Below are 23,540 nucleotides of genomic sequence, written 5' to 3'. Positions count from 1 at the left end.
AGACGATTCCAATTCTCGTCCGGGTCGTCCCGGAAAAAATTCAGAGTCTTAGCTGGGGTCGTCCCCGACTCTTGGCAGGATGCGCTTAGTTTATTCCCACACCAGTACTTCGACCGGGGTCGGGTTATAGGCATTACATGGGTTATTGAGTTGCGGGCAGTTCGAAATCAGCACAATCACATCCATGGCCGCTTTCAGCTCCACATATTTGCCCGGCGCGCTGATGCCGTCTTCAAACGTCAGGCCGCCCTGCTCAGTGATCGGCACATTCATAAAGAAGTTAATATTATGGGTAATGTCGCGCTTGCTCATACCGAACTCTTCGTTTTCAGCGACCGCCAGTAACCAACTGTCGCGACACGCATGCATGCACTTTTTCTCCAGCGCGTAGCGCACGGTGTTACTCTCAGTGGCACAGGCACCGCCCAGCGTATCGTGACGGCCGCAGGTATCTGCGACGATCGTCAGCATTTCATTGCCGAAATTCGACAAAATGCGCGTTCCGGCGGTCAGATAGACATTACCCTGCTCACGAATGGTATCGATGGCACTGTAACGCTCGGCCGGATCTTCGGCGCTGTAAAACAGGGTATCAGCGGCCTGATTACCTTCCAGATCGAGAATGCGTACCGTCTGACCGGCTTTTACCACTTTCATGTAGTAATCTCCTGCCGGTACGATGTCGCGGCGAATCGCGTCTTGTGGTTCAAATTGACTTTCAACGATCATCTCAATTCCTCCTTAATGATGACTGCACGCGGCATGCACGTGGTAACGGCGGTTGTTTTCAAAGCCACGACCGTTTTCTTCACGCGAGTTCAGGCACGCATCCTCACTGGTGACCGGATCCGCAGCAAACAGCGCCAGTTCAACCGCTTTAAACGGATACTCTTGAGCCGGATTCATCGGATGCGGACAAGTGGTCAGCACCACCAGAGTGTCCATCTCAAAACGCAGTTCAATACTGTCACCGGTTTTGCTGTGGTCAACAACGTACTGCAGGTTACCTTCCGCATCCGTTTTCACCCGGCTGAACAGGTTAAGATTCGCCGCCAGATCGCGCTGACCCAGGCCATATTTCGCCACTTCCACCAACAGCGCATCGTAACCATTCTGTTTCCACTGGTTGCGGTCTTGCTGATAGTCGCGGGGGCCCCACTTTTCATTCACTTTTTGCTTGTTGGCCACACCGCAGACCGAGTCAATCCACTGGGTGTCATCACGTACGATGGAGCAGAAACACGCGGCCCATATCCGAATAGAGACAATGACCGGCAGTCAGTTTGAAGGTATGCTGGCCTTTTAGTGTATCCGGAGCGTTGTAGCGCTCGAGCAGATTGGTCGGGTTGTAAAACAACATGCTCAGGTTAGCGCCGCCCTCCAGATCTGTAGCACGCAGCACATGGCCTTTCGGAATCACCATCGACCAGTGCGCAGCACCAGGAATCGTATCGGTAAAAATAGCGGTTTCAGATAACATCGCGTTCCTCCTATGCAATCTTTTTATTCATAAATTCAGGCAGTTGTTCTGCCTCGTTTTGTTTTTTCAAATCAATATCAAACGTGACCTGTGCTCCGTAGCGCTCCGGCGCCTGCTCATCCTTGCGTACGTGGTCAAACACCCACAAACGGTTACCAAGATGGAAGCCTTCGCTCAGATCATGGGTGATCATAAACACCGTAAGTTGTTGCTCGTGCCACAGGGTTTTAATCAGGCTATGCATGTCTTTGCGAATCCCCGGATCCAGCGCGCCGAATGGCTCATCGAGCAGCAGAATGCGCGGCTTCTTGATCAGTGCCTGAGCAATCGATAAGCGCTGTCGCATGCCGCCGGACAGTTCATGCGGATATTTATCCAGCGCATGTCCAAGCCCGACTTGCCTGAGGATGGCTGCGGCCTCTTGCACTGCCGCACGCTTCTCTGCCCCAAAGCCACGCCCGGTAAGACAGGTCAGCAAACCACGAGACTCGAACTCTTTACCCAGCAGCACATTTTGCAGTGCGGTCAGATGGGGAAAGACCGAATATTTCTGAAACACCACACCACGTTCGACACCCGGCTCGGAGGACAGAGGCTTGCCATCGAGCAGGATTTCACCACGGGTGTGACGCTCGGTGCCAAGCAGCATATTAAGCAAGGTGGTTTTGCCACAGCCTGACGCGCCGACGATGCTGACAAAATCGCCCGGATACACATTCAGGTTAAGCTTCTCCAGCACGATGTTGTCACCGTACTCTTTCCACACCTGCTTGATTTCAATAATGGGTTGTTTGTCCTGCATGCTTATTCTCCTTGTGACTGGTGATACCAGGGACAGGTTTTCTCGGACAGTTTGCGCAGCAGCCAATCCATGCTGAACGCCAGCAGCGTAATCCACAGTACATAAGGCAGAATCACATCCATTGCCAGGTAACGACGCACCAGGAAGATGCGATAACCCAGGCCATCGGTGGCGACAATCGCTTCCGCGGCAATCAGGAACAACCAGGCACTGCCCAGCGTCAGGCGCACCGCTTCGATAAGACGCGGGAAAATTTGCGGCAGAACCACCCGCACAATAATTTGCCAGCTGCTGCCGCCTAAGGTCTGCGCTTTGATAAGCTGTTCCTGCGGCAACGACTGGGCTTTGAGCTGCATATCGCGAATAATGATCGGGCAGATGCCGATAAAAATAAGCACCACTTTAGATACTTCACCCAAACCAAAGGTAATAAACAGAATCGGCAGAATCGCCATCGGCGGAATCAGGGATGCCGCCGTGACTAAAGGTGACAGGGATGAACGCACCATCGGGATCATGCCGTTCGCGACACCAATCGCCAGACCGAACAAAGCACTGGCACCAACGCCCATCGCCAGACGCTGCAAACTGGCCAGGGTGTCAGTCCAGAAAACATAGTCGCCGGTCCGCTTGCTGGGCGTCAGGGCCATACGATCAAACGCATCAACAAAGCTACTGAATGCCGGCAACAGTTTGTCGGCCGGATTGGCAGCAAGACGAGCGTCTGATGCAGTGATATACACGAACAACAAAATCACGAAAGGCAGTAAGCCCAGCATCAGTTTGCTATAGCGCGACGGTTGACGATTGATAAGTTTCGTCATAACAACTCCTGAAGCTAGTGTCTGAGACCGGAAAATTACAACTTGCCTTGCGCGGCCATTTGCATGTACTGAGCGGTAAAACGCAGCTTGATGTTGTCCGGATTACCATAAACACCAGCCGGTGTTTCGACACCGATAAAACCGGCATCCGGCGCACCTTCGCCCAGCAAGCCGTGGTCAAAGGAGAATTCCGCTACCTTTTGCATGGTCGATTTAAGCGTATCGCTGTTGGTGAAATTCAGCGCATCCTGTGGATTGAAATACATGTGGGTCGCTTTGAGCTGGGCGTTGTAACCCGGAAGGTCGGTACCTGAAGCTTTGGCCATATACGTTTTAGCTTCATCAGCCTCTACACTGTCGGCTGACATAAGGCCCATGATTTCATACCAGGCGCCGGTCAGGGCTTTACCCAACGCCGGGTTGTCCTGCAGCGTCTCGGTATTGGCAACCATCAGGTCTAAGATTTCACCGGGGATTTTTGACGAATCGAATACTAAAGAAGTGTCTGGCTGGGATTTGATTTCGCTCAGCAGCGGGTTCCAGGTCACTGTGGTGGTGACATCCGACGTTGAGAATGCCGCGACCATATCCGCATCTGAGGTATTGACCACCTGCACATCACGTTCAGTCATGCCAACCGATTCAAGTGCACGTGCCATCAGGTAATGCGAGACACTCAGTTCAACCAGGTTCACGTTCTGGCCCTTGATATCCTGTAAAGTCTTGTCATTTCCCTTAAGGACCACACCATCATTACCGTCTGAAAAGTCGCCGACAATCAGGGCTGTCGAATCTATCCCACTCGCCGCAGGAATGGTCAGCGCATCCATATTAGTCATCACGGTAGCGTCAAACTGGCCGGCGGTAAATTGGTTAATTGACTCAACGTAGTCGTTAACCTGGACCAGATTAATCTTGATACCGTACTTTTCGCCCCACTTATCCAGCACGCCGGCGTACTTGGCATAATCCCACGGCATCCAACCCACGTAGATGGACCAGGCGACAGTGAAATCGGTTTTTTGTTCTGCCATAACCGGCGCAGACAGGAAAGGTGCAGTTAACAGAGAGCTTGAAAGGGCGATCGCGGTAAGAGAACGTTTGAGTGAGTGTTGCATAGAACCACCTCCAATGTGGGTCACAGTTTGACAAGCGCGCAGAGACATAACCAATGAATTGGTTGGCCTCCCGGGCTTTTGTCCCGCCGTGTGACCTCATAAGAGGTTGACAACTCTCGGACCAGTCGCCAATCAGTCGATTAGCCGGAACCCTAGATGTCTATTAATCAAATTGTATGCAGTGATCCTCAATTCACTGGTTTATGACTCTTTGCTGAGAACATACTAAGTAAAGCAAGACAGATGCCAAAAATTAAAAACCATTGAATACAATTAGTTATACAAATAACCAACAAGAAAATAGGTTTATTGCACTAAATTAAACCATTGCTGGCACCATGGGTGTGCATATTCACCATCTTGGTTCGCCTGTCAGTACCTTTGCGCTGCGCATCCTGCGCGCACATCACGCGGCGACACTCTGAACAAGGATTTGAACCGGGTGGAAAAATAGTTGCTGTCCTGATAACCGACATCGTATGCAATCTCGGTAATACTCTGATCGCTATACAGTAATTGCTGAAATTTTGTGACACCAATCATAATATTATTAACTCAAGAAATAGCGACTTAACTGTGCTCAAATTAAATTCGTCTAATCCTTAACCAAATTTAATTCATCTTTCTTCGCTTTATTGTTCAAACATAAAACGGCCTGAACGTTATTGAGTAAAATCAACATTGGTAAAGATTGAATACTCATTATTACACTATAGCTCAAGCAGATTTAAAGCTTGACTATACTCCTGCTCAACCTGTTCACGAGCCATCGCCTGGCGCATGTCGAGTGGCAGGTAGTTGGACAAGACTTCAACCTGATCATTGGCCAATGTCATCTCTTTCTCTTTCCAGCGATTCAATGCAGAATGAATCTGTTCGGCTGTCATGGTCTGTTTAATCACTTCGACGTTGAGCGCATCGATTGCACCATTGGCAAACACCTGGACCGAGAACAAAAGAGAAAACATGCTTAGCGCTTTTACTAGGACTTTCATACTGAGCTCCTCTCTCCTTGGTTTAAGCTGCTTTTCGTTGTCATTTTGGCGGAAAAATACCGCCCACGCGGCAGCTAAGTGTAGGAAAACAGCCCCTATTCAGCCACAACGTGAGGACACGTTACTTATTATAGTTTACACCCGGATAATATGTCTAAAATCTCTTTAAACAACAATACCCTACACCATATCTGTAGCCCGGAATTTTCCCATATTTCCCGCAACTTCCTGATCCATTAGAGCAACGGCCATACACTAGCTTAAAAATCAGGCACACTTTAGTTTGAACTAACGCACGAACCGGAGGTTTTGGAAGCGACATCTCATTATGAAACGCTATACTGTCGCTCTCATTTTTCATCTAAGTCGCTATGCCTTCAACGTTCACCAAATACATTGGTCAATTCGCGCTCGTCATGTGCGTGATCGGATTTGTACCAGCGCTCTACTTCGCTCAGGAGTTGACCAAGCTTGAGGGTCAGGCTTTGGCATTGGTGGAACAAAAACAGAGAGTGAAGCTCGACTTTAGCAAGCGTGAACTGGTGTCTTCACTTAATGATGCCTACAAAACCTTTACCACTCTGACCAACAACAGCGTTTTTCACCGCGCTGTCAATAATCCGAATGAATTCAATATTGAGGCCGTGCAGGACTTTTGGCTGTTAGTGACCCGTACCCAAGGCGCATATTCAAGCCTGGGATTCATTAATCGCAGCGGTCAGGAAACGATTCGCGTTGATTACACCCAAGGCACAGCCGTCGTCATCACGGGTGCCAGTTTAGTTAATCGTAGTCAGTTCGATTATTTCCTCACCGCACAGCATCTCAAATCCGGGCAGATCGCTGTAATCGGCAGCAATCAGTCTGACGCTCCGGCGGCGACCTCAAAACACCCCGTTTTGTATTTTGTTACACCGATAGACTCCAACGGTGAACGGGCTGGTTACCTGGTCGCTGAAGTCAGTCTGGAATACATCTATCAGCAAATGTTCGGGAGCGATCCATCAGCCAGTTTGCCAAGCTTGCTCAATAGTCGTGGTGATGTTTTGATGACGTTGGACAACCGTCAGAACATTGAAGTCTCCCCGGCAACCAATCTGGCCCTCACAATGCCTGAGTTATGGCAAAGTATCGAAAGTTCGCAGCAGGGGACACTGTTTGCTCAGGATCAATGGTTCAGTTTTGTTACAATTTCCCAGGGCCAGACGTTAGCCAACGTTCAGCCGCTGATTCTACTGGAAAGCTTCGACGATAAGGCATTACAGCCACTTATCCGCAGCAGTAAAAACCGCTTGTTGTGGCAGATGTATGCCATGTTCTTTGTTATCACCCTGATTGCATTAGGCTTCATCTGCTGGAATCGTAACCATCACAAAAACAGTATCGAAAGTAAGCTCGCCCGTGCGGCGATGAATGGTATGTCTGCGGTCATGATTACCGACAAGAACAACCGCATTATCAAAGTGAACAGTGAATTCACTAACCAAAGCGGCTACTCATTTGATGAAGTTAAGGGCAAACAACCGTCTATTTTTGCTTCGGGTAAACATAATCACGAGTTTTATCTCAATATGTGGAAAGCCCTGCAAGAGGACGGCTCCTGGGAAGGCGAAGTGGTTAACCGGCATCGTAACGGCCATGAAATCACTGAAATCCTGCGTATCCAGACCATTCTCGATGATGACGATGTCATCCAGTTTTATGTCGCTTCCTTCGTTGATATCAGTCAACGTAAAGAGCTGGAAAACCTGCTGCGCGATCAAAGTGAGAAAGACGGTCTGACGGGCATCTGGAACCGACGTAAATTTGATCAGGAGTTCTCGTCCGAATGTATGCGGGTCAAACGATATCCCGAGCAGGAGCATTCTTGTCTGGCTATCGTTGATATTGATCACTTTAAACGAATCAACGACAGATTTGGCCATGCGCGCGGTGATGAGATTCTGCGTAATGTTGCCGAGTGCCTGCGCACCGAACTGCGGGAATCGGATTTTATCTCACGCATTGGTGGTGAAGAATTTGCCATTATTATGCCCCACACTTCGCTCGAAGAGGCTGAGAAGGTATTGAACCGCCTGCGGGTCGCGATTTTTGATCAGCACAAAGGCGAGCTTTCTATCAGCAGCGGAATTACAGATGTGACGGAATCTACCGCTGATGTATATCAAAGAGCCGATCTGGCCCTTTATGAATCAAAAGCATCGGGACGCAATCTGGTCTCGGTACTCACCAGCACAGAAATGGTGCACTTCGCCTGAGCACCAATTTGATGCATATAAAATCACGATATTGCATCAAACCAGTGCATTAGTGAGAACTTATGTAATCCAAAGCCCATATTCGACAGTAATTTCAATGTTGGCGTGAAACTTGTACTACTCTCTAAGATGGTTATGAATTGCACATATTTAGGGAGAAATAAGATGCAAGATACCTTAGCAGTCGTGCTTGCCGGTGGTGTCGGCTCACGACTATCCCCGCTAACCGATGACCGCGCTAAACCTGCCGTACCATTTGGCGGTAAATACCGTATTATCGATTTTACACTTACCAACTGTCTGCATTCCGGGTTACGTCGCATCTTGGTGTTGACACAATACAAATCGCACTCGTTACAAAAGCATTTACGCGATGGCTGGTCCATATTCAATCCTGAATTGGGCGAATTCATCACTGTGGTCCCCCCACAAATGCGTAAAGGTGGTAAATGGTACGAAGGGACTGCCGACGCCCTGTTCCACAACATGTGGCTACTGTCGCGCAGCGATGCCAAACACGTCGTTGTTCTGTCCGGCGATCATATCTATCGCATGGACTATGCCGCGATGCTGGATGAACACCGTGAAAAAGGCGCGGCACTGACCATTGCCTGTATGGATGTACCACGCGAGGAAGCAAAGGCGTTTGGTGTAATGGCGATTGATGACGAACACCGCATCACGTCATTCATTGAAAAACCGAGCGATCCGCCATCCATGCCAAACCGGCCTGACCGGAGTCTGGCATCCATGGGGATCTATATCTTCGACATGGCTGTGTTACAACAAGTACTGAAAGAAGATGCTGAGAATGAGGCTTCCAGTCATGATTTTGGTAAAGACATCATCCCGAAACTGATTCCTGACAATAACGTCTATGCCTATCAGTTTGGTGACGAAAAAGGTCGGGTTGCCAAAGATAACTACTGGCGCGATGTGGGTACCATCGATTCGTTCTATGAAGCCAACATGGACCTGCTGGATCCTGTTCCGCCAATGAATCTGTACCAGAAAAACTGGGCAATTCGGACTTATGAACCGCAGTTGCCACCAGCCCGGACCGTCTCCTCCGCCACAGGTAATGAGGGAATTTTTATCAACTCCATTATCGCCAACGGAGTAGTAAACTCTGGTGGTTCCGTGCAACACTCGGTCATTTCATCCGGCGTACGTATCAACGATAGTGCAACCATTGTTGATTGTATTCTGTTTGACGATGTCGAAGTCGGTGACGGTTGCCAGCTGGTCAATTGTATTATCGACAAACACGTAAAAATTCCGCCTCATACTCAGATCGGACTGAATCCGATTGAAGATGCGAAACGTTTCCGTATTTCCGAAAAAGGCATAGTGGTCGTTCCGGAAAGCTACCAGTTTCTGAGCCCACGAATCGCCGCTGTTACTAAAATGGTAACCGGCAATCAGTCGAGAGGATTCACGCATGGTGATTCCTCTTCACCGCCATCCCATCTGACGTACTCTGCCTGCACGTATAACTCGCAACACTCGCTGTCTGTCTATGACTGCGAAACCATTTCCCCGACTCCCCCGTTAACTATTCAACTATTTATCTTTAACTATTTAACTTAACGGTTTAACCCCCTTTCCTTGCCGGTAAACGGGTAAACAGCTTGCGACAATTCGATCTAAGTGACGGGTGTCGGTACCACAGCATCCGCCGACAATGTTGACGTGACGTAGTGACTTATTGATCAGCTGTGTGTAGTCAAGGCTGAGCTCGTGCGGGTTACCATCATCGAGTTTGGTGCATTGATCCAATTCTGCATGACTCAGCGCGGAGGCATTTGCCCTAAGGCCATGTATGCGCCTTACCCACGGTTCACCACCGCTGACCGCGGCTCTGAAATGACTCGGGTGAGCGCAGTTGATCATGTAATACGACGGATAGGCATCGGTATCGAGTTCAACCTGACAAATCGCTTCACCTAACGACTGACCCGACGGCAGACGGCCGTCTGTTTCAACCGTAAAGGAAATCACCACCGGCATTGCGTGCCGTCTGGCCGCCATAGAAATGCCAATCGCTTCCTCGGCATAAGTGAGTGTCAGCGCGGTGACCAGATCTGCAGCTGCAGTGGTAAAACTGTGGATTTGAAAATCGTGATAATCATCGGCTTCCTGAGCGGTCATCCTTTCCTGCACGCTGTAACCATCCCCACGCGGACCAAGACAACCACTGATTACCACCGGGGTGTGCGGCGATTCATACTCCTGGCGAATATCAAGTAACAAACTGACGGCTTTGCGCATTTCCGTTTCAAGCTGTGCCAGGCTATATCCCAGACGTCCACCGTACTCTGGATTGGCCCGCCAGGTCGCCGTTTCCAAAATTAAACCGACATCATGGCGTCGGGCTATCTCGGCGTAAGAGGCATAATAGCGTCTTAGGGCTCGCTCTCCCTGTTCATTTTGCAGCAAAATAAAAGCGGCAAAAACAGGTAAATCAAAATGTTCCAGATAGATCAGCGTCGTTTCCAGGCCGCCATCTGTCATAAAAAATCCACCTTGAAGCTGGGGTAATGCATATCTGTATTTAGCCATCTCCCCTCCTAATCGGGGAACATCATCCCTGAAGGTGTGGACAAACCATGCTTATACTTCACTGCTGGGCTGACCATCCTCGAGTTATCGGAGCAGCGTACGGCAGGAATCATAATGATAATATAGTCAACATAATCATTTATTTCTCAAAGAAAGTTCACCCACAAGGGACTATTTATGTCTTGTCCCAAAAAAGGAACAGATAAAAAAAACCCGTATTGAACAATAATACGGGTAAATACATCAGAAGCATAACCATGCTTTTTGTGTCCAAGGCACTTGTCTCTTACTATCAAACAGAAAGTTACCGACTTTCGCTGACTAGTGCCTTGTACGGGGGAGTTTTAGTATCCCGCTTTAGAGAGTGCACGAAAAGAGTAAATCTGAGCCAATTTGATTCCTCTTTTAGGCTGCTTTTATGCCGCGAGGCGTTTCATTGAAATGACGTTTATACTCACGGGAAAACTGCGAAGTACTGGTGTACCCCACCAAATGCGCAGCATCATTAACCCGCTTCCCTTCAATGTGAATAAGCTCTTTGGCCTTATTGAGGCGAACCTTTTTCAGATACTGCAACGGTGATTCCATTGTGACCCGGCGAAATGCCTGATGAAAGGCTGAAATGCTCATATTGGCTTCTTCAGCCAGAGCCTGCACTGTGAGCGGTTGATCATAATCCCGATGAACCTTACTCAATGCTTTCGCAACCCGGGCGTAGTGGCCCTCATGGTAAGCCAATTCAAACAGCACGTGCCCTTCACAACTGGTCAATGCCCTGAAAATCATCTCTTCTAACAAAGATGTACCCAACACCTGAGCTTCAAGACCATCAATCAGAGCCAGCATGATTCGCTTGCAACTGCTCAGCATCGCAGCATTCATCGCAACCGCCTGAATACCACACGGATTGGCTTTACATTGGTGGACCGGCGTAAATTCGGCCTGTTCGAGTAAATCGATCTGTTTCAATAAGATAGAGTGTTCAATATCGATACTTAGTCCCAGCAAAGGCTTGCCGGGTTCAACGATCGCCTCGCACTCGAGCGGCATGGGCACCCCAACCACCAGATAGTCATTCGGTCCGTAATGCACAGCATTACTCCCGATATGAATATCTTTGTGACCCTGACCCAGAATGATAATACCGGACTGATAAACAAAAGGCTGACGTGGGTTACCCTTCTCACTACGGTAAAAATGCACGCCGGGAATATCGGTTTGAATTGCCCCTTCCAGATCCGACAACGAGTACTGCTCTACATACCTTTGCATCAGGTCGGCCAGTTCAGTCATAGATTACCACTTACTTCCTAAATAAACGGGCTCCAATCTGCCACAAAATGTAGAATCAGGCAATTTAATTGCACTAATTGACCTTCAATAACCAGAAGGTGAACATTATTATACACACCTTAGTTTTACGATCCGTATCCGGATCCAAGTCCACTGTTTTGGGGGAAACTTGTTTCCCCATTTTTTCTCACTGAGTGTTCGGTCACCCTTTGCACGACCATGACGCAATAGCTCTACTCTGATAATTCTATTCCTGTTATTATTCATGTGCTTATTCGCGCCGTGTCTTAACCGGGAAATATTTATGTGGCCAAGTATTCTGATCGTATCCTGTATTCAACTGTTTTCTGACGAGCGTGGGCCACGCTGGTTGTGTTCACTAACCAAACCACTGCCACTGCTACTGATGGCAACGGCCATTTTATTCAGCTCAGACACCACTACCCCGTTAGCGTTATGTGTGAGCAGCGGTCTGCTGGTCTCCGCTTTGGCTGACACTATTATCGCCCTGACAGGTGACACCAGCCGACTCTCCTCCGCCGGCTATTTACTTGCCCACACCTGCTATGTGATAGGATTTATCAGCATGGTCGGTTCGGTGACCTGGTGGATTCCTGTGGTCATTTTTGCACTCGGTATCCTGACTTTCCTCTTGCTGCTGCCCAATCTGGAGCGCTTGATGGTACCGGTTTCTGATCTATCTGGTGGTGATTGCAACTTTGGGTTCTTCGAGCGCTGAGTATTGGCTCAGCAGCCAGTCTACGTCGGCTAGCCTCGCTATCATGGGTGCTTTCATGCTGCTGTTGTGCGATTTAATGTGGGCCAGAAACCGTTTTTTGGCTTCAACGCTCATCACTCGTCAGGCGGTCCTGGTGAGTTACTATCTCGCGCATGCCCTACTGGCGTGGTCAGTCATTACGCTATAGCCATCATTTCTTGCCCTGAGCGGGCGCGGAATATTGAATTCGTTATCTGTAACAACCCCGACCGCACCTTTTTTGATAAAAGCCATTGAATAGACATGCGGTTTTGGTTATTAACATCTGAGTTTAACAACAGACTTATCAAACATTAGGAAGGTCATCAATGAAAAAGACCACGCGTACTATGTCCCAGCGCAAGCATGTGGCTCTGGTTGCTCACGATAACTACAAAGGCGAACTTCTGCGCTGGGTGAAAGAAAACCAGAGCAAGCTGGAGCATCATGCCTTGTACGCAACCGGCACAACCGGCCATATGCTGAGCAAAGAAACCGGCCTTGAAATTACCAGTATGATCAGTGGCCCGATGGGCGGTGATCAGCAGATCGGTGCTCTGATTTCTGAAGGCAAAATTGATGTGCTGATTTTCTTTTGGGATCCACTCAATGCCGTCCCTCATGATCCGGATGTCAAAGCTCTGCTGCGCATCGCCAGCGTGTGGAATATTCCTGTCGCGACGAACCGTGCAACTGCTAAGTTCCTGTTTAATTCTGAGTTAATGGCGCAGGATGTCGATATTGAGATCCCGGATTATCAAGCGTACCTGGCCGAACGTACCTGAACGTGACCACAAGGAATTTAAATGGCTAAGGTGACTCTAAGCGGCTACATTGTGGTTGAGAATGAAGATTTAGCCGCAGTAAAACAGGCATTAGCAGAACATAAGCGCCTGACTCATGCCGAAAGCGGATGTCTGGTGTTTGATGTCACTCCCACTCCGGGTAATCCAAATCGTTTTGATGTGTATGAGGAGTTTGTCGACCGTAACGCGTTTGAACAGCATCAAGCCCGGGTCAAAGCCTCAGCGTGGGGAAAAATCACCGCCAATGTCGCCAGACACTACCAAATCAGTAATGATTGAATACTGTAACGGCTCTGCCTGAGCGCGGATGCCACAGTCGTCTTACAAATACAACAAAGCCGCCCAAAGGCGGCTTTGTTGTATTCTGGCGCGAGTAACAGAGATTCATCCATCGTCGTCACTGGTTACACCTGCTGCGCCAAGAACACCGATGAAGCAATCAGTTCACAGCCGGCATCCTGCATCGCCTGAAAAGCATCGTCGCTATCTTGCGGGGCAATATTGACTCCCCGGCACGCATCTTTGATCACCCAGGTACGAAGACCCAGCGAGACTGCATCTAATGCGGTGAACTTGACGCAATAATCGGTCGCCAGACCGGCAATAAACACTTCATCGATCCCCTGCTCAGCGAGGTAGTCATTCAAACCTGTGCTTTGCAAACGCTGATTATCAAAAAATCCGCTATAACTGTCGATATCCGGATTGGTCCCTTTCACAACCGTATGGGTAATCGCCTCACTGTTTAAACCGGCAATAAATTCTGCGCCGTCTGAAAACTGCACACAGTGATCGGGCCACATAATTTGACTGATCCCTTTTAAATCAATCACGTCTCCAGGTTGCTTGCCCTGAACCGATGCAAAACTGGCGTGTCCGGCCGGATGCCAGTCTTTGGTTGCAATCACATGCTCAAAATGAGGGATCAGTTGGTTGATGACAGGTACGATTTGATCGCCTTGCGGAAACCGGTAATGCTCCATCAGGGGAGAAGTCATTTTGAACATCGACTAAAATCAGTGCCTTACTCATAAAATGTGTCCTTCGTCACAAAGTAGTTCCTTACCCACAAAACAGTTTCTCACTCACAAAGTGCTCCATTCATTACTCATAGCGATACCAGGGCTATTTTTGCTTAACAACGGCATAGTTACCGTCTGCTAATTCCTGCGCAAATGTCGAGCCATTACCGCTAAACGTGACCCATACTTTTTCTTTGGCCCGGGTCATGGCGACATAGAACAGACGTCGTTCCTCTGCATAGGCAAAATCGTGCGCCGACTGTGTTAACGCGCCATCAAGATGTATGGCTTTAACCCTGGCCGGGAACTGACCTTCATCGACCGCCAGGACGATAACGTAATCCGCTTCTTTACCTTTACTGGCATGGCAGGTCATGAATTCCATTTTGAGTGACAGGTAGCGATTCTGCCAGTCACGCAGTAACTCAGGTTTATGGTAATGATTGCGTCCCAGTAGCAGCACGCTCTTAATACCATTCGCCTGACGATTCAGCTGATCCAGGATCTTCTCCACGTTACTGCTCGGTGCCAGGTAGACCGCCTTTTGTTTCTGGGTCTTAAAGCTGTTAAGCGTCTTCGGCAACTGATGTGGATTCTGCTGAACAAACTGATTCGCTACCGAACCTATCTGATCGTTAAAACGATAGGTAGTATCAAGATAATGTACCGTTGAGTGCGGGAAACGAGCGGAAAAGTCCGTGGTTAAGTCCACATCCGAACCGGCAAACTGATAAATCGACTGCCAGTCGTCACCGACGGCAAACAGATTCGTTTGATCCGCATTCTGTTCACACAATGCCTGAATCAAAGCCAGCCGGGGCGGTGAAATATCCTGATACTCATCGATCATGATAAATTTCCACGGACAGACGAACTTACCTTTCTTTACGTAGTCAGTAGCGCGACTGATCATCAGGTTGAAATCGATATGATTAGTCTCTTTGAGCATCTGCTGCCAGGCTTGGTAACACGGCCAGGTCAGTGCCAGTTCGCTGTTAAGTCGAGTGTAGTCCGGATGTTCGACCAACTGTTGCTGAATCTCTTTTTTCGACAGGCTCAATTGCGCCAGTTGATCCAGCTGACGCTCGAGCCAGGCGATCAATTTAGGATTCTCAACATGACTGCCCAGCTCATCGTCGCCTGCCAGGTAGGCAATCGGCCAATTGGTGAGGTGTTTTTGCCAACGTTTAAAATTAGTCGGTGTCATCCAGTGGCGTTTTAACCAGTCAATACACCACGCCTTTTTCAGCTTGTCGTCCAATACGATCGGAGAAATCACCACGCTTTCAGTTTCAACCCGGTTAAGGATATAGAGCCCTAGCTGGTGGAAAGTATTAACCCGCGCCTGCTCGGCCGCCAGACCAATTTTATCACTCAGGCGCGCTTCCATTTCTTTAGCGGCATCGCGGCCAAAGGCCACCAATAAAATCTCTTCTGCACGAGCCAGGTGGCTCTGCAGCAGATAAGCGACTCGCGCAGTGAGAACACTGGTTTTACCGGAGCCGGCTCCGGCCAGCACCAGATTATGATCATCATTGAGCAACACGGCCTGTTGCTGGGACAAGTTAAGCGCAGAAGATTCCAGCGTCGAAAACAAGACTTCCCAGTTGCGACGTTCAGTTTCAATCCAATCGTGATTGCGCTCGGTCAGCGACTGTGTGGTGTCGAGTAACCAAGGGGCCAGTTTTTCAATATGTTCAGGTAGGCGCTGATGCGCCTCTTCTAACGTCATCCCTATTTTAGCCAGGTCGTCAAATACGTTGGTGACCCAGTTATCCACTGCCGAATGCGGCAGAAATGAGGGTAAACGCTGTAACTGAGTCAGCTTCTGCTGCCAGTCAGGTAAGTATTCACCCAGCATCTGGCACTGACGGTTGTGCCATTGCTGATACAGATTCACCAGCTGATGAGCAAAATGGCGACAATCGGGCCAGGGTAACCCCTGCACCATCCATGAGCGCTGAATGCCCTGCTCTTCATGGGCGAAAAACTGTAAAGCGCCCCACAGCAAACCGCGATGGACTTTGATCTGACCATTCCAGATATTAAACGGGATTCGCTCTTCGCTCAGATGGGAGGAGAGAACAACCAGTTCGTCCTCCAGTTTTACCTGATGATATTCGTTAGAAATAAAAAATTGTGCAGACTTTTTTGCACTTAGCTGCATGGATATTTACTCACCTGTTTCGTTGCGGCCATAATAACTTAAACCACTGTCGCTATGAAAAATTAATGTCAAAGTTGCCACACGCAACGCCGCCTGCTTCTGTTACTGCCTGTATGCCGGCCAATTCACCGCTTTGCGGACAAAATTCACTCACGCTTTGTCTCACTTTATCAGCAAAACCAATGATTTTTTATTTTTGATCAGATTCTTAGCATCCGGTTTCTGCTACACTCTCACTTTTCCGTCTGGCGTGTAGATCAACAGTGCAGTTAACCAATCAACTTCGTCTTTACTGGGCTAACAAAACCATCAACTATAGTGTCCTGATTCTGGTCACCTTACTCGGTGTTGTCATCCCGGCCTGGCATTACAACCTCAATACCTGGGTCACGCCGCTGATCCTTGGCGTAATCGCCGCTGCATTGGCAGAACGTGATGACAGTTTTACCGGGCGCCTGAAAGCCATTTCGCTGACATTTATCTGTTTTGCTGTGGCCTCTTTCTCAATTGAAATTCTGTTCGACACACCAGCATTGTTTGCGCTCGGCCTGTTTATTTCAACGTTTGGTTTTACCATGCTCGGCGCAATGGGAGCCCGCTACGCCAGCATTGCTTTCGGCTCTCTGCTGATCGCCATTTATGCCATGCTCGGAGCAGACCAAAGCACCAACATCTGGTTCCAGCCTTTGCTGTTGCTGAGCGGCTCTGCCTGGTATTACCTGGTTTCTATGCTCTGGCATGCACTGTGGCCAACTCAGCCGGTGCAGCAGGATCTGGCGAACGTATTTGTCCAGTTAGCGAACTACCTTGATGCCAAATCCAAACTGTTTCATCCGGTGTCTAACCTGGCGCCACAACCGCACCGTATTACCGAAGCCAACCTCAACGCATCGACCGTCAGTGCCTTGAACCAGTGTAAAGCGACTTTCCTGACCCGCTCAAAGCGAGGCCACGTTGACGGTGCCAGTGACCGCTTTCTGAAAATCTATTTTGTTGCCCAAGATATTCATGAGCGGGCCAGTTCCACCCACTATCGCTATCAGGAGCTGGCAGACCATTTTGGCCGTACAGACGTCATGTTCCGCTTCAAACATCTTCTCGAAACCCAGGCCAAAGCCTGTCGCGACATTGCGCACTCCATTCGTATCGGTGCCCACTATGAGCACGCCAGTGACTCGGTGCTGGCATTGGATGAACTTCAGCTTTCGCTGACCTATCTTCAGCAACAAAAACAACCGGAATGGAAAATGCTGCTCGCACAGCTCGGTTATCTGTTCAATAACCTTGCTACCGTTGAACGTCAGCTAAGTAACGTGAGCAACCCGGACGTGAGCAAACCGGAAGACGATGAACTGGACGATACCGAAGCACATACGCTCAAATCAATGTGGCTGCGTATCAAAGCCAACATGAATAAAGATTCGCTGCTGTTTCGCCACGCGGTACGGATGTCGATAGCATTGACTCTCGGTTACGGCATTTTACAGGGGCTTGGCCTGGAAACGGGGCTACTGGATTCTGCTGACGACTTTGTTTGTCTGCCAGCCCAACTACGCCGCGACACGTAAAAAGCTGACCTCACGTATTATTGGTACTCTGGCCGGCCTGCTGATTGGGGTACCGCTGCTTACCTTCTTCCCGTCTCAGGAGAGCCAGTTGGTCTTCATTGTCTTCTCCGGAGTCATGTTCTTTGCGTTTCGTCTTAACAACTATGGTTATGCGACCGGCTTTATTACCCTGCTGGTACTGTTTTGCTTTAACCAACTGGGTGAAGGTTTTGCGGTGGTCCTGCCCCGTCTGGCCGATACACTGATCGGCTGCGGCTTAGCGGTCGCTGCCGTGGCCTTTATCTTGCCGGACTGGCACTCAAAACGTCTGCACAAGGTGATGGCTGAGACGATCCAAGCCAATAAAACGTATCTGGACCAGATTATCGGTCAGTACCGTATTGGTAAGAAAGACAACCTGACCTATCGCATCGCCCGGCGTAACGCGCACAATCAGGATGCCTCTCTGGCAGCAGCCGTAAGTAACATGCTGGCTGAACCGGGTAAGTATCGCGCGGCTACCGATGAAAGTTATCGCTTTCTGACCCTGAGTCATGCGCTGCTGAGTTACATCTCCGCACTGGGCGCGCACCGTACCCGGATTGATGATGAAACGGTGCATCAACTGGTACTCGACTCGCATCGTGCCATCCATAAACATCTGGATGTCTTGTATCAGCAGCTCTTTACCCGCGAGGGAGAATGTGACATCAGTGCGATCAATTCTGAAGGGCTGGAAAAACGTCTGTCGGAATGGCGCGAAGAGGATGACAGCTCAGCACGTATGGTGCTGCAGCAGTTGCACCTTATTTATCGCATGTTGCCTGAACTGCATTCACTTGCCAGCAAGTTCGCGGTGCGGGTTAACTGACCCAGCCGCTCAATATGCAACTGATTTAAATTAAACACGTTCCGTTATTAAAGAGGCCAAATTAGGCCTCTTTTTGCGTTTTATTAACAGATTTCGGACAAAAAACCCGCTGGCAAACACTAAATTTTAGTCATGCCGTTCTTACCTGAGTAAGACCATTATGGGAGAAGAACACCAAAGACTGTTGCGCCACAACAGACCCGTTATTCGGAATACGACAATGAACAGTACCCAGTTTGAACAACTTAAATCACAGCTTAAACTCCTGACACCTCAGCAGCTGAAATCTTTACAAGGTGAAATCCGTCATTCACTCAGCGATGAGCCGACGACGATATTAACGGATGAAGAGATGGACGCGATCGTCAGTCTGTTTTCCTAAGCGTCAGGTTTTATACGCCTCTGACGCTTTAGAAAGCCATCTGATGATTTATACTGTTAGCTATTAATTTAAAAAACTCACAGTTGTTTCAGAAAACCCATTGCTTCTCTAGAAAACTAATTGTTGCTTTAGAAAACTACCCATTTCAAGCCTGCGCAGTTTAAAGGCAGCAACAGATGTCAACTTGATGTCCTGAAAATGCTTGCATTGGTTAATTTATCGCCATAAGCTAGCTATAAGCAGAGAGGAACGCCTATGTCAGTTTCATCCGTACAACCCGGCTATTCGATTATTCAGCAATCTTCAAAGATGGCTGACGATGCTGCGCGTGACATTCAGCGTAACCAAGTTGTCAACCCTGCCAATACCAGCAACGATTCTCTTGCCTTCAATAAGGTGGAACGGGATAAACCCCAGCCCGTTCCTGACAATGTTGATGCGTTAGTGCAGCTCAATCAGGCTCAACAATACAGCCGAGTCGGGACTAATGTTTTACAGCGCGATCAGGATATGATCGGCAGCCTGCTTGATATCAGCGTTTAAGCACCGGCTCACCTCCGGTATTAATTTGTCACCGGCTGTGACAAAACATTGAGTTTGTTCCTGTCAGCGGTACAATGCAGTCCAATTTTGACTGATGCTCTCTAATCACCATGCCTAAATTAAACTCGCTTCGTCACGATGCCCCTCTTGATCTTCACCCTGCGCTGACGAACGAACAGTTTAGTGCCGCCCTTGATCCCAAGCTCACACCCACCACTTCTTTACCTCTTAGCGCAGCGCTGAACCACAAACAAGTACAAAAGCGTTGGCAGCAGATAGATATCCGCCACGCCAGAGATCACCTGCTTGATCCCCAGACGGCGCAAAATATGGCGCGTTATGAGAAGAACATTGAACACTTTATCGGCACGGTAAAAGTTCCGGTCGGTGTCGCCGGGCCACTGCGGATCAACGGCTTACACGCCAATGGTGATTATGCGATTCCTCTTGCCACCACGGAAGCCGCTTTGGTTGCCTCCTACCACCGTGGCTGCCGCCTGATTACCGCAGCGGGCGGGGTGAGCGCGATGCTGCTCAATGAAGGAGTAACCCGCACACCGGTGTTTTCCTTCTATAACCTGGCTGAAGCCGGACAGTTTGTCGCCTGGGTAACCACTCAATACGACCAATTTAAGTCGATTGCGCAGTCCACCACTCAGCATGGCCGCCTGCATGACATCAACGTTTCGATTGAAGGCAATCACGTCTATCTGGTGTTTGAGTACACTACCGGCGATGCATCCGGCCAGAATATGGTCACTATTGCTACCAACGCGGTGTTTGAATTCATTTTGGCGCATGCTCCGGTCAGCCCGCAGCAGGCGTTTCTGGACGGGAATCTGTCCGGCGATAAAAAAGCGAACAGTCACGTTCTGCGCAGTGTGCGCGGTAAAAAAGTGACCGCTGAAGTCCACCTGCCAGCCTCGCTGGTTAAGAAATATTTGCACACGACGCCACAGAATATGGTGGAGTTTGGCCACATGACGACGTTGGGTGCGACACTCAGCGGTGGCATCGGCGTCAATGCGCATTATGCCAACGCATTGGCAGCGCTCTATATTGCTTGTGGTCAGGATGCTGCCTGTGTTGCCGAATCAGCCGTCGGTATTACCAGAATGGAAGTGAATGCACAGGGCGGCTTATACGCTTGTGTCACTCTGCCGAATATTATGGTGGGTACGGTTGGTGGTGGCACCGGACTACCGAGTCAGAAAGCCTGTCTGGATATTCTCGGCCTGGCAGGAAAGGGAAAAGCACGGGCACTGGCAGAAGTTGTGGCTGGTTTGTGCCTGGCGGGAGAACTGTCCATTGTCGGCGCATTCAGTGCCGGTCACTTCTCCCGTGCGCATCATAAACTGGCCCGTTGATTGTATTTTCCAATGAAGGTGCAACTTAGCTAAGCGTTGAAACGAAACTCACTCTATCGAGTTGCGTGGTCAGTCCGGCTCGTCATCTCTCTTGCAGCAAGCCACATAAAAACAGGCCCTCACAATGGAGGGCCACCAGAAACGCATCTCTGTATTGCAACACAATCAGACCTGGCTCAACACCATATCGCGTTGGGAAACACTGACACCTTTGACCTGCGCGTACACCGACATCCCGACCTCAAGCTGGAGATCTTCCAGCGCCCACTCGGTAATCACCGCCCATAAATAGCACTCTGGCGCCAATTCTAGCTTGAGAGCAATACTCTTTTTATTCTCTCCCTGCTGATGGTATTCAATATCAGCAATGGTGGCAGCGAGAATGTTTCGAATCGAAGTTTTACCCGGATCATTTAATGTCACCGATACGTCGTTGGCGCGAATCTGCAGCCTAATCGCAGCGCCCGGTTCACCACTGACTTGCTGAACCCACAAACCGACCTCTTTGGCGAGTTCAATCTGAGTCAGACCATACCGAGGCTGATGCTGGCCAATAGTCGCGGAAAACAGCGTGCTCTGCTCACTAAACGACTGCCATGGCCGCATACTGCGCGATGACCAGACCTCTTCAATCGGCCCTGATGCCACCACCTTGCCGCCATCCAGCACGACCAGATGCTGCGCCAGACGCAGAATTTCATTCATGCTGTGGGTCACATACAGAATAGGGATCTGCACCTGTTGTGACAACTGCTCAAGAAACGGCATCACTTCCCGTTTACGCGGTAAATCTAACGAGGCCAGCGGCTCATCCATCAACAACAAATCCGGCTTGGACAACAGCGCTCGGCCAATCGCCACCCGCTGTTTTTCCCCTCCGGACAAGGCGTTCGGATAACGGGATAGCAATGGCTCCAACGCCAGTAATGAAACGACAGAATCGAAATAATCGTCATCTTTGGCCCGCACGCCATAATTCAGATTGCCACGCACCGTATAGTGCGGAAACAGCCGGGCTTCCTGGAACACATAGCCAATGCGGCGTCGCTCGACCGGCAGGCTGACCTTACCCCTACTATTAAACAACACCCGGTCATTAACCGTAATCAAGCCTTCATCCGGTCTGATTAAGCCACTGATGACATTGATGAACGAGGTTTTCCCTGCACCAGAAACGCCCAAACACGGCCGTGATGCCTTTGCCGGGTAAAACTAGGTCGACATCAAGCATTGTGCTGCCCAACTGCTTTTGGAACTGCACCTGTAACTGACTCATTGACTGACCCCCAGTTTTTTCTTCATTCGCCGGCTAATCAATTCAGAGATAAACAGAGACAACAACGCAATCACAATCGAGATAACACACAAGCGTGCCGCCTGCATTTCTGCTCCCGGTGTTTCGAGAAAGTTGTACATAGCCAAAGGAATCGTCTGGGTTTGCCCCGGGATATTAGACACAAAACTGATTGTCGCGCCAAATTCACCCAGGCTACGGGCAAACGATAACATCACCCCAGTGATAATACCGGGCAAGGTCAGCGGCAATGTCACGGTGACAAACACCTTGAGTGGCGAGGCACCTAATGTACGGGCGGCCTGCTCAAGTTTAGGATCCACACTTTCCAGGCTGAGGCGTATCGAACGCACCATAAGTGGCAAAGCAATCACCACACACGCCAGGACCGCACCGCGCCAACTGAAACTGAACGTAATGCCAAGCCAGTCATGAAACCACTGCCCGATTAGCCCTTTCTTGCCCATCGAGATCAACAGCAGATAGCCGATCACCACCGGAGGCAGCACCAAGGGTAAATGAACCAGGCTGTCTAACGCACTTTTACCTACAAACTCTTTACGAGCCAGCAGCCAGCCGATGATCAGACCAACCGGGAGCAACCATAACACTGCGTACCCGGCCACTTTCAGGCTGAGCAGCAGTGCAGTCCATTCGTATTGGGTCAAAAAGCTGTCGCTATTCAACAAATTTTTCATTTCCCATGTCAGTGCGGAAACCATATTGCTGCATCACGGCTTTCGCTTTGTCTGATTGTAAGAATTGAACGAAATCGGCGCTGGCCTGGGTATCAGAAATCTGTACCAGCGGGTAATGGATAGCACTGTGCAACGTGGGTTTAAACGTTGACAGAATAGCCACTTTATCAGTCAGAATCGCATCGGTTTTGTAAACCATCCCCAGAGGTGCCTCTCCGCGTTCTACCAGTGCCAAAGCTAAACGGACATTGGCAGTTTGCGCCAGCTTAGGTTCAACGGTTTTCCAAACATCAAGATTAGTCAGTGCTTCTTTCGAGTAGATACCCACCGGCACAGCATCGGTGTTACCTACCGCCATACGATTGTCTTTCAGCAAAGTTTGCCATTGCTGTTTGTCCGCCACATCAAAGGCCACCTGATCAGAGTCTACCGGCTTAATCAGCACCAGTTGGTTGCCGGCCAGCAGCTTGACATGGTCAGCCTGAACAATGTCGTTATCAACCAGGTGATGCACCCACTTTTCATTCGCCGACAAAAACACATCCGCAGGAGCACCATGCTCAATCTGACGAGCCAGAGACGATGAGCCGCCAAATACCGGCACCACATCGACATCATGATCAGACTCATACGCTTTGATTAAATCCTCAACCGCATTGGTCATCGACGACGCTGCGTAAATATTTACCGTATCGGTAGCCCACGCCGGTGTTGTAGCCAACATAGCGCTGATTAATAAAGCCATTTTTTTCAT

Annotated in this window: 20 protein-coding genes, 5 pseudogenes and 1 riboswitch; of the genes and pseudogenes, 10 read left to right on the top strand and 15 right to left on the bottom strand. The window is 49.4% G+C overall.

Annotated features, from left to right (window positions below; translation table 11 throughout):
* Positions 1–90: 90 nt before the first annotated feature.
* The 8 genes from ABDK09_01560 to ABDK09_01525 all read right to left on the bottom strand — a co-directional run bounded on the left by ABDK09_01560 (position 91) and on the right by ABDK09_01525 (position 5,219).
* Positions 91–729 (bottom strand): urea amidolyase associated protein UAAP2, encoded by a 639-nt coding sequence (locus tag ABDK09_01560; protein ID XAW88123.1) that lies wholly within the window; start codon positions 727–729, stop codon positions 91–93.
* Between the two features lie 12 nt (positions 730–741).
* A complete protein-coding gene (locus ABDK09_01555; protein ID XAW88122.1) occupies positions 742–1,188 on the bottom strand; it encodes a DUF1989 domain-containing protein in 447 nt (148 codons plus the stop codon).
* Positions 1,189–1,219: 31 nt separating this feature from the next.
* Positions 1,220–1,480: a DUF1989 domain-containing protein gene (locus tag ABDK09_01550; GenBank protein ID XAW88121.1), complete on the bottom strand. Its 261-nt coding sequence runs from the start codon at positions 1,478–1,480 to the stop codon at positions 1,220–1,222.
* A gap of 10 nt (positions 1,481–1,490) precedes the next feature.
* Positions 1,491–2,282, bottom strand: coding sequence for an ABC transporter ATP-binding protein (locus tag ABDK09_01545; GenBank protein XAW88120.1), 792 nt, complete (start codon positions 2,280–2,282; stop codon positions 1,491–1,493).
* Between the two features lie 2 nt (positions 2,283–2,284).
* Positions 2,285–3,106, bottom strand: a complete 822-nt coding sequence (locus ABDK09_01540) for an ABC transporter permease subunit (protein ID XAW88119.1) — start codon at positions 3,104–3,106, stop codon at positions 2,285–2,287.
* Between the two features lie 35 nt (positions 3,107–3,141).
* Positions 3,142–4,224 (bottom strand): putative urea ABC transporter substrate-binding protein, encoded by a 1,083-nt coding sequence (locus ABDK09_01535; GenBank protein ID XAW88118.1) that lies wholly within the window; start codon positions 4,222–4,224, stop codon positions 3,142–3,144.
* Between the two features lie 65 nt (positions 4,225–4,289).
* A riboswitch (guanidine-I (ykkC/yxkD leader) is annotated at positions 4,290–4,391 on the bottom strand.
* Positions 4,392–4,596: 205 nt separating this feature from the next.
* On the bottom strand, positions 4,597–4,767 hold the full coding sequence (locus ABDK09_01530; protein ID XAW88117.1) for a helix-turn-helix domain-containing protein: 171 nt from the start codon (positions 4,765–4,767) through the stop codon (positions 4,597–4,599).
* A 167-nt stretch (positions 4,768–4,934) separates the two neighbouring features.
* Entirely contained in the window at positions 4,935–5,219 is a 285-nt protein-coding gene (locus ABDK09_01525) for a hypothetical protein (GenBank protein XAW88116.1), read from the bottom strand.
* A 416-nt stretch (positions 5,220–5,635) separates the two neighbouring features.
* Between ABDK09_01525 and ABDK09_01520 the strand changes: the two genes are divergently transcribed.
* Both ABDK09_01520 and glgC read left to right on the top strand, forming a co-directional pair.
* Complete coding sequence (locus ABDK09_01520) at positions 5,636–7,477, top strand: diguanylate cyclase (GenBank protein ID XAW88115.1); 1,842 nt, start codon at positions 5,636–5,638, stop codon at positions 7,475–7,477.
* Positions 7,478–7,612: 135 nt separating this feature from the next.
* A pseudogene (gene glgC / locus ABDK09_01515) lies at positions 7,613–8,854 on the top strand (glucose-1-phosphate adenylyltransferase).
* 204 nt (positions 8,855–9,058) lie between these two features.
* Here glgC and ABDK09_01510 read toward each other — a convergent pair.
* Together ABDK09_01510 and ABDK09_01505 are read right to left on the bottom strand one after the other, a co-directional pair.
* On the bottom strand, positions 9,059–9,991 hold the full coding sequence (locus ABDK09_01510) for a homocysteine S-methyltransferase family protein (GenBank protein XAW88114.1): 933 nt from the start codon (positions 9,989–9,991) through the stop codon (positions 9,059–9,061).
* A gap of 453 nt (positions 9,992–10,444) precedes the next feature.
* Positions 10,445–11,332, bottom strand: a complete 888-nt coding sequence (locus ABDK09_01505; protein XAW88113.1) for an AraC family transcriptional regulator — start codon at positions 11,330–11,332, stop codon at positions 10,445–10,447.
* Between the two features lie 304 nt (positions 11,333–11,636).
* Between ABDK09_01505 and ABDK09_01500 the strand changes: the two genes are divergently transcribed.
* From ABDK09_01500 to ABDK09_01485, 4 genes are all read left to right on the top strand, one after another.
* On the top strand, positions 11,637–12,071 hold the full coding sequence (locus ABDK09_01500) for a lysoplasmalogenase family protein (protein ID XAW88112.1): 435 nt from the start codon (positions 11,637–11,639) through the stop codon (positions 12,069–12,071).
* On the top strand, positions 12,037–12,258 hold the full coding sequence (locus tag ABDK09_01495) for a lysoplasmalogenase family protein (protein XAW88111.1): 222 nt from the start codon (positions 12,037–12,039) through the stop codon (positions 12,256–12,258). Before ABDK09_01500 ends, ABDK09_01495 begins: the two co-directional genes overlap by 35 nt.
* Before the next feature lie 160 nt (positions 12,259–12,418).
* Positions 12,419–12,874 carry a methylglyoxal synthase gene (locus ABDK09_01490; protein XAW88110.1) on the top strand — a complete coding sequence of 152 codons (456 nt, stop codon included), beginning with the start codon at positions 12,419–12,421 and terminating at the stop codon, positions 12,872–12,874.
* 21 nt (positions 12,875–12,895) lie between these two features.
* Positions 12,896–13,174, top strand: coding sequence for an antibiotic biosynthesis monooxygenase (locus tag ABDK09_01485; GenBank protein XAW88109.1), 279 nt, complete (start codon positions 12,896–12,898; stop codon positions 13,172–13,174).
* A gap of 125 nt (positions 13,175–13,299) precedes the next feature.
* Here ABDK09_01485 and pncA read toward each other — a convergent pair.
* Both pncA and helD read right to left on the bottom strand, forming a co-directional pair.
* Positions 13,300–13,927, bottom strand: a pseudogene (gene pncA / locus ABDK09_01480) (bifunctional nicotinamidase/pyrazinamidase).
* A gap of 93 nt (positions 13,928–14,020) precedes the next feature.
* Positions 14,021–16,084, bottom strand: a complete 2,064-nt coding sequence (gene helD / locus ABDK09_01475; GenBank protein ID XAW88108.1) for a DNA helicase IV — start codon at positions 16,082–16,084, stop codon at positions 14,021–14,023.
* 263 nt (positions 16,085–16,347) lie between these two features.
* Between helD and yccS the strand changes: the two are divergent.
* From yccS to ABDK09_01455, 4 genes and pseudogenes are all read left to right on the top strand, one after another.
* A pseudogene (gene yccS, locus ABDK09_01470) lies at positions 16,348–18,502 on the top strand (YccS family putative transporter).
* A 220-nt stretch (positions 18,503–18,722) separates the two neighbouring features.
* Positions 18,723–18,884 (top strand): hypothetical protein, encoded by a 162-nt coding sequence (locus ABDK09_01465; protein XAW88107.1) that lies wholly within the window; start codon positions 18,723–18,725, stop codon positions 18,882–18,884.
* Between the two features lie 255 nt (positions 18,885–19,139).
* Positions 19,140–19,427 carry a hypothetical protein gene (locus ABDK09_01460; protein XAW88106.1) on the top strand — a complete coding sequence of 96 codons (288 nt, stop codon included), beginning with the start codon at positions 19,140–19,142 and terminating at the stop codon, positions 19,425–19,427.
* A 230-nt stretch (positions 19,428–19,657) separates the two neighbouring features.
* Positions 19,658–20,794, top strand: a pseudogene (locus ABDK09_01455) (hydroxymethylglutaryl-CoA reductase).
* Between the two features lie 165 nt (positions 20,795–20,959).
* On the opposite strand, the pseudogene modC reads toward ABDK09_01455, so the two are convergent.
* From modC to modA, 3 genes and pseudogenes are all read right to left on the bottom strand, one after another.
* Positions 20,960–22,070 (bottom strand): annotated as a pseudogene (modC, locus tag ABDK09_01450) (molybdenum ABC transporter ATP-binding protein ModC).
* Positions 22,067–22,786, bottom strand: a complete 720-nt coding sequence (modB, locus tag ABDK09_01445) for a molybdate ABC transporter permease subunit (protein XAW88105.1) — start codon at positions 22,784–22,786, stop codon at positions 22,067–22,069. The pseudogene modC and the gene modB overlap by 4 nt, the downstream one beginning before the upstream one ends.
* Positions 22,767–23,540: a molybdate ABC transporter substrate-binding protein gene (gene modA, locus ABDK09_01440; protein XAW88104.1), complete on the bottom strand. Its 774-nt coding sequence runs from the start codon at positions 23,538–23,540 to the stop codon at positions 22,767–22,769. Before modA ends, modB begins: the two co-directional genes overlap by 20 nt.

It is taken from the genome of Vibrio sp. CDRSL-10 TSBA, from assembly GCA_039696685.1.
Classification (GTDB): Bacteria; Pseudomonadota; Gammaproteobacteria; order Enterobacterales; family Vibrionaceae; genus Vibrio.
This window is presented reverse-complemented; position numbering and strand designations above follow the sequence as displayed.

Excerpts from the sequence above, each read along its gene's own strand:
- ABDK09_01485 (XAW88109.1), top strand. The coding sequence starts at position 12,896 with ATGGCTAAGGTGACTCTAAGCGGCTACATTGTGGTTGAGAATGAAGAT.
- ABDK09_01490 (XAW88110.1), top strand. The coding sequence starts at position 12,419 with ATGAAAAAGACCACGCGTACTATGTCCCAGCGCAAGCATGTGGCTCTG.
- ABDK09_01520 (XAW88115.1), top strand. The coding sequence starts at position 5,636 with ATGTGCGTGATCGGATTTGTACCAGCGCTCTACTTCGCTCAGGAGTTG.
- ABDK09_01465 (XAW88107.1), top strand. The coding sequence starts at position 18,723 with ATGAACAGTACCCAGTTTGAACAACTTAAATCACAGCTTAAACTCCTG.
- helD (XAW88108.1), bottom strand. The coding sequence starts at position 16,084 with ATGCAGCTAAGTGCAAAAAAGTCTGCACAATTTTTTATTTCTAACGAA.
- modA (XAW88104.1), bottom strand. The coding sequence starts at position 23,540 with ATGAAAAAAATGGCTTTATTAATCAGCGCTATGTTGGCTACAACACCG.
- ABDK09_01510 (XAW88114.1), bottom strand. The coding sequence starts at position 9,991 with ATGACAGATGGCGGCCTGGAAACGACGCTGATCTATCTGGAACATTTT.
- ABDK09_01535 (XAW88118.1), bottom strand. The coding sequence starts at position 4,224 with ATGCAACACTCACTCAAACGTTCTCTTACCGCGATCGCCCTTTCAAGC.
- ABDK09_01550 (XAW88121.1), bottom strand. The coding sequence starts at position 1,480 with ATGTTATCTGAAACCGCTATTTTTACCGATACGATTCCTGGTGCTGCG.
- ABDK09_01505 (XAW88113.1), bottom strand. The coding sequence starts at position 11,332 with ATGACTGAACTGGCCGACCTGATGCAAAGGTATGTAGAGCAGTACTCG.
- ABDK09_01545 (XAW88120.1), bottom strand. The coding sequence starts at position 2,282 with ATGCAGGACAAACAACCCATTATTGAAATCAAGCAGGTGTGGAAAGAG.
- ABDK09_01525 (XAW88116.1), bottom strand. The coding sequence starts at position 5,219 with ATGAAAGTCCTAGTAAAAGCGCTAAGCATGTTTTCTCTTTTGTTCTCG.
- ABDK09_01530 (XAW88117.1), bottom strand. The coding sequence starts at position 4,767 with ATGATTGGTGTCACAAAATTTCAGCAATTACTGTATAGCGATCAGAGT.
- ABDK09_01460 (XAW88106.1), top strand. The coding sequence starts at position 19,140 with ATGTCAGTTTCATCCGTACAACCCGGCTATTCGATTATTCAGCAATCT.
- ABDK09_01500 (XAW88112.1), top strand. The coding sequence starts at position 11,637 with ATGTGGCCAAGTATTCTGATCGTATCCTGTATTCAACTGTTTTCTGAC.
- ABDK09_01560 (XAW88123.1), bottom strand. The coding sequence starts at position 729 with ATGATCGTTGAAAGTCAATTTGAACCACAAGACGCGATTCGCCGCGAC.
- ABDK09_01540 (XAW88119.1), bottom strand. The coding sequence starts at position 3,106 with ATGACGAAACTTATCAATCGTCAACCGTCGCGCTATAGCAAACTGATG.
- modB (XAW88105.1), bottom strand. The coding sequence starts at position 22,786 with ATGAAAAATTTGTTGAATAGCGACAGCTTTTTGACCCAATACGAATGG.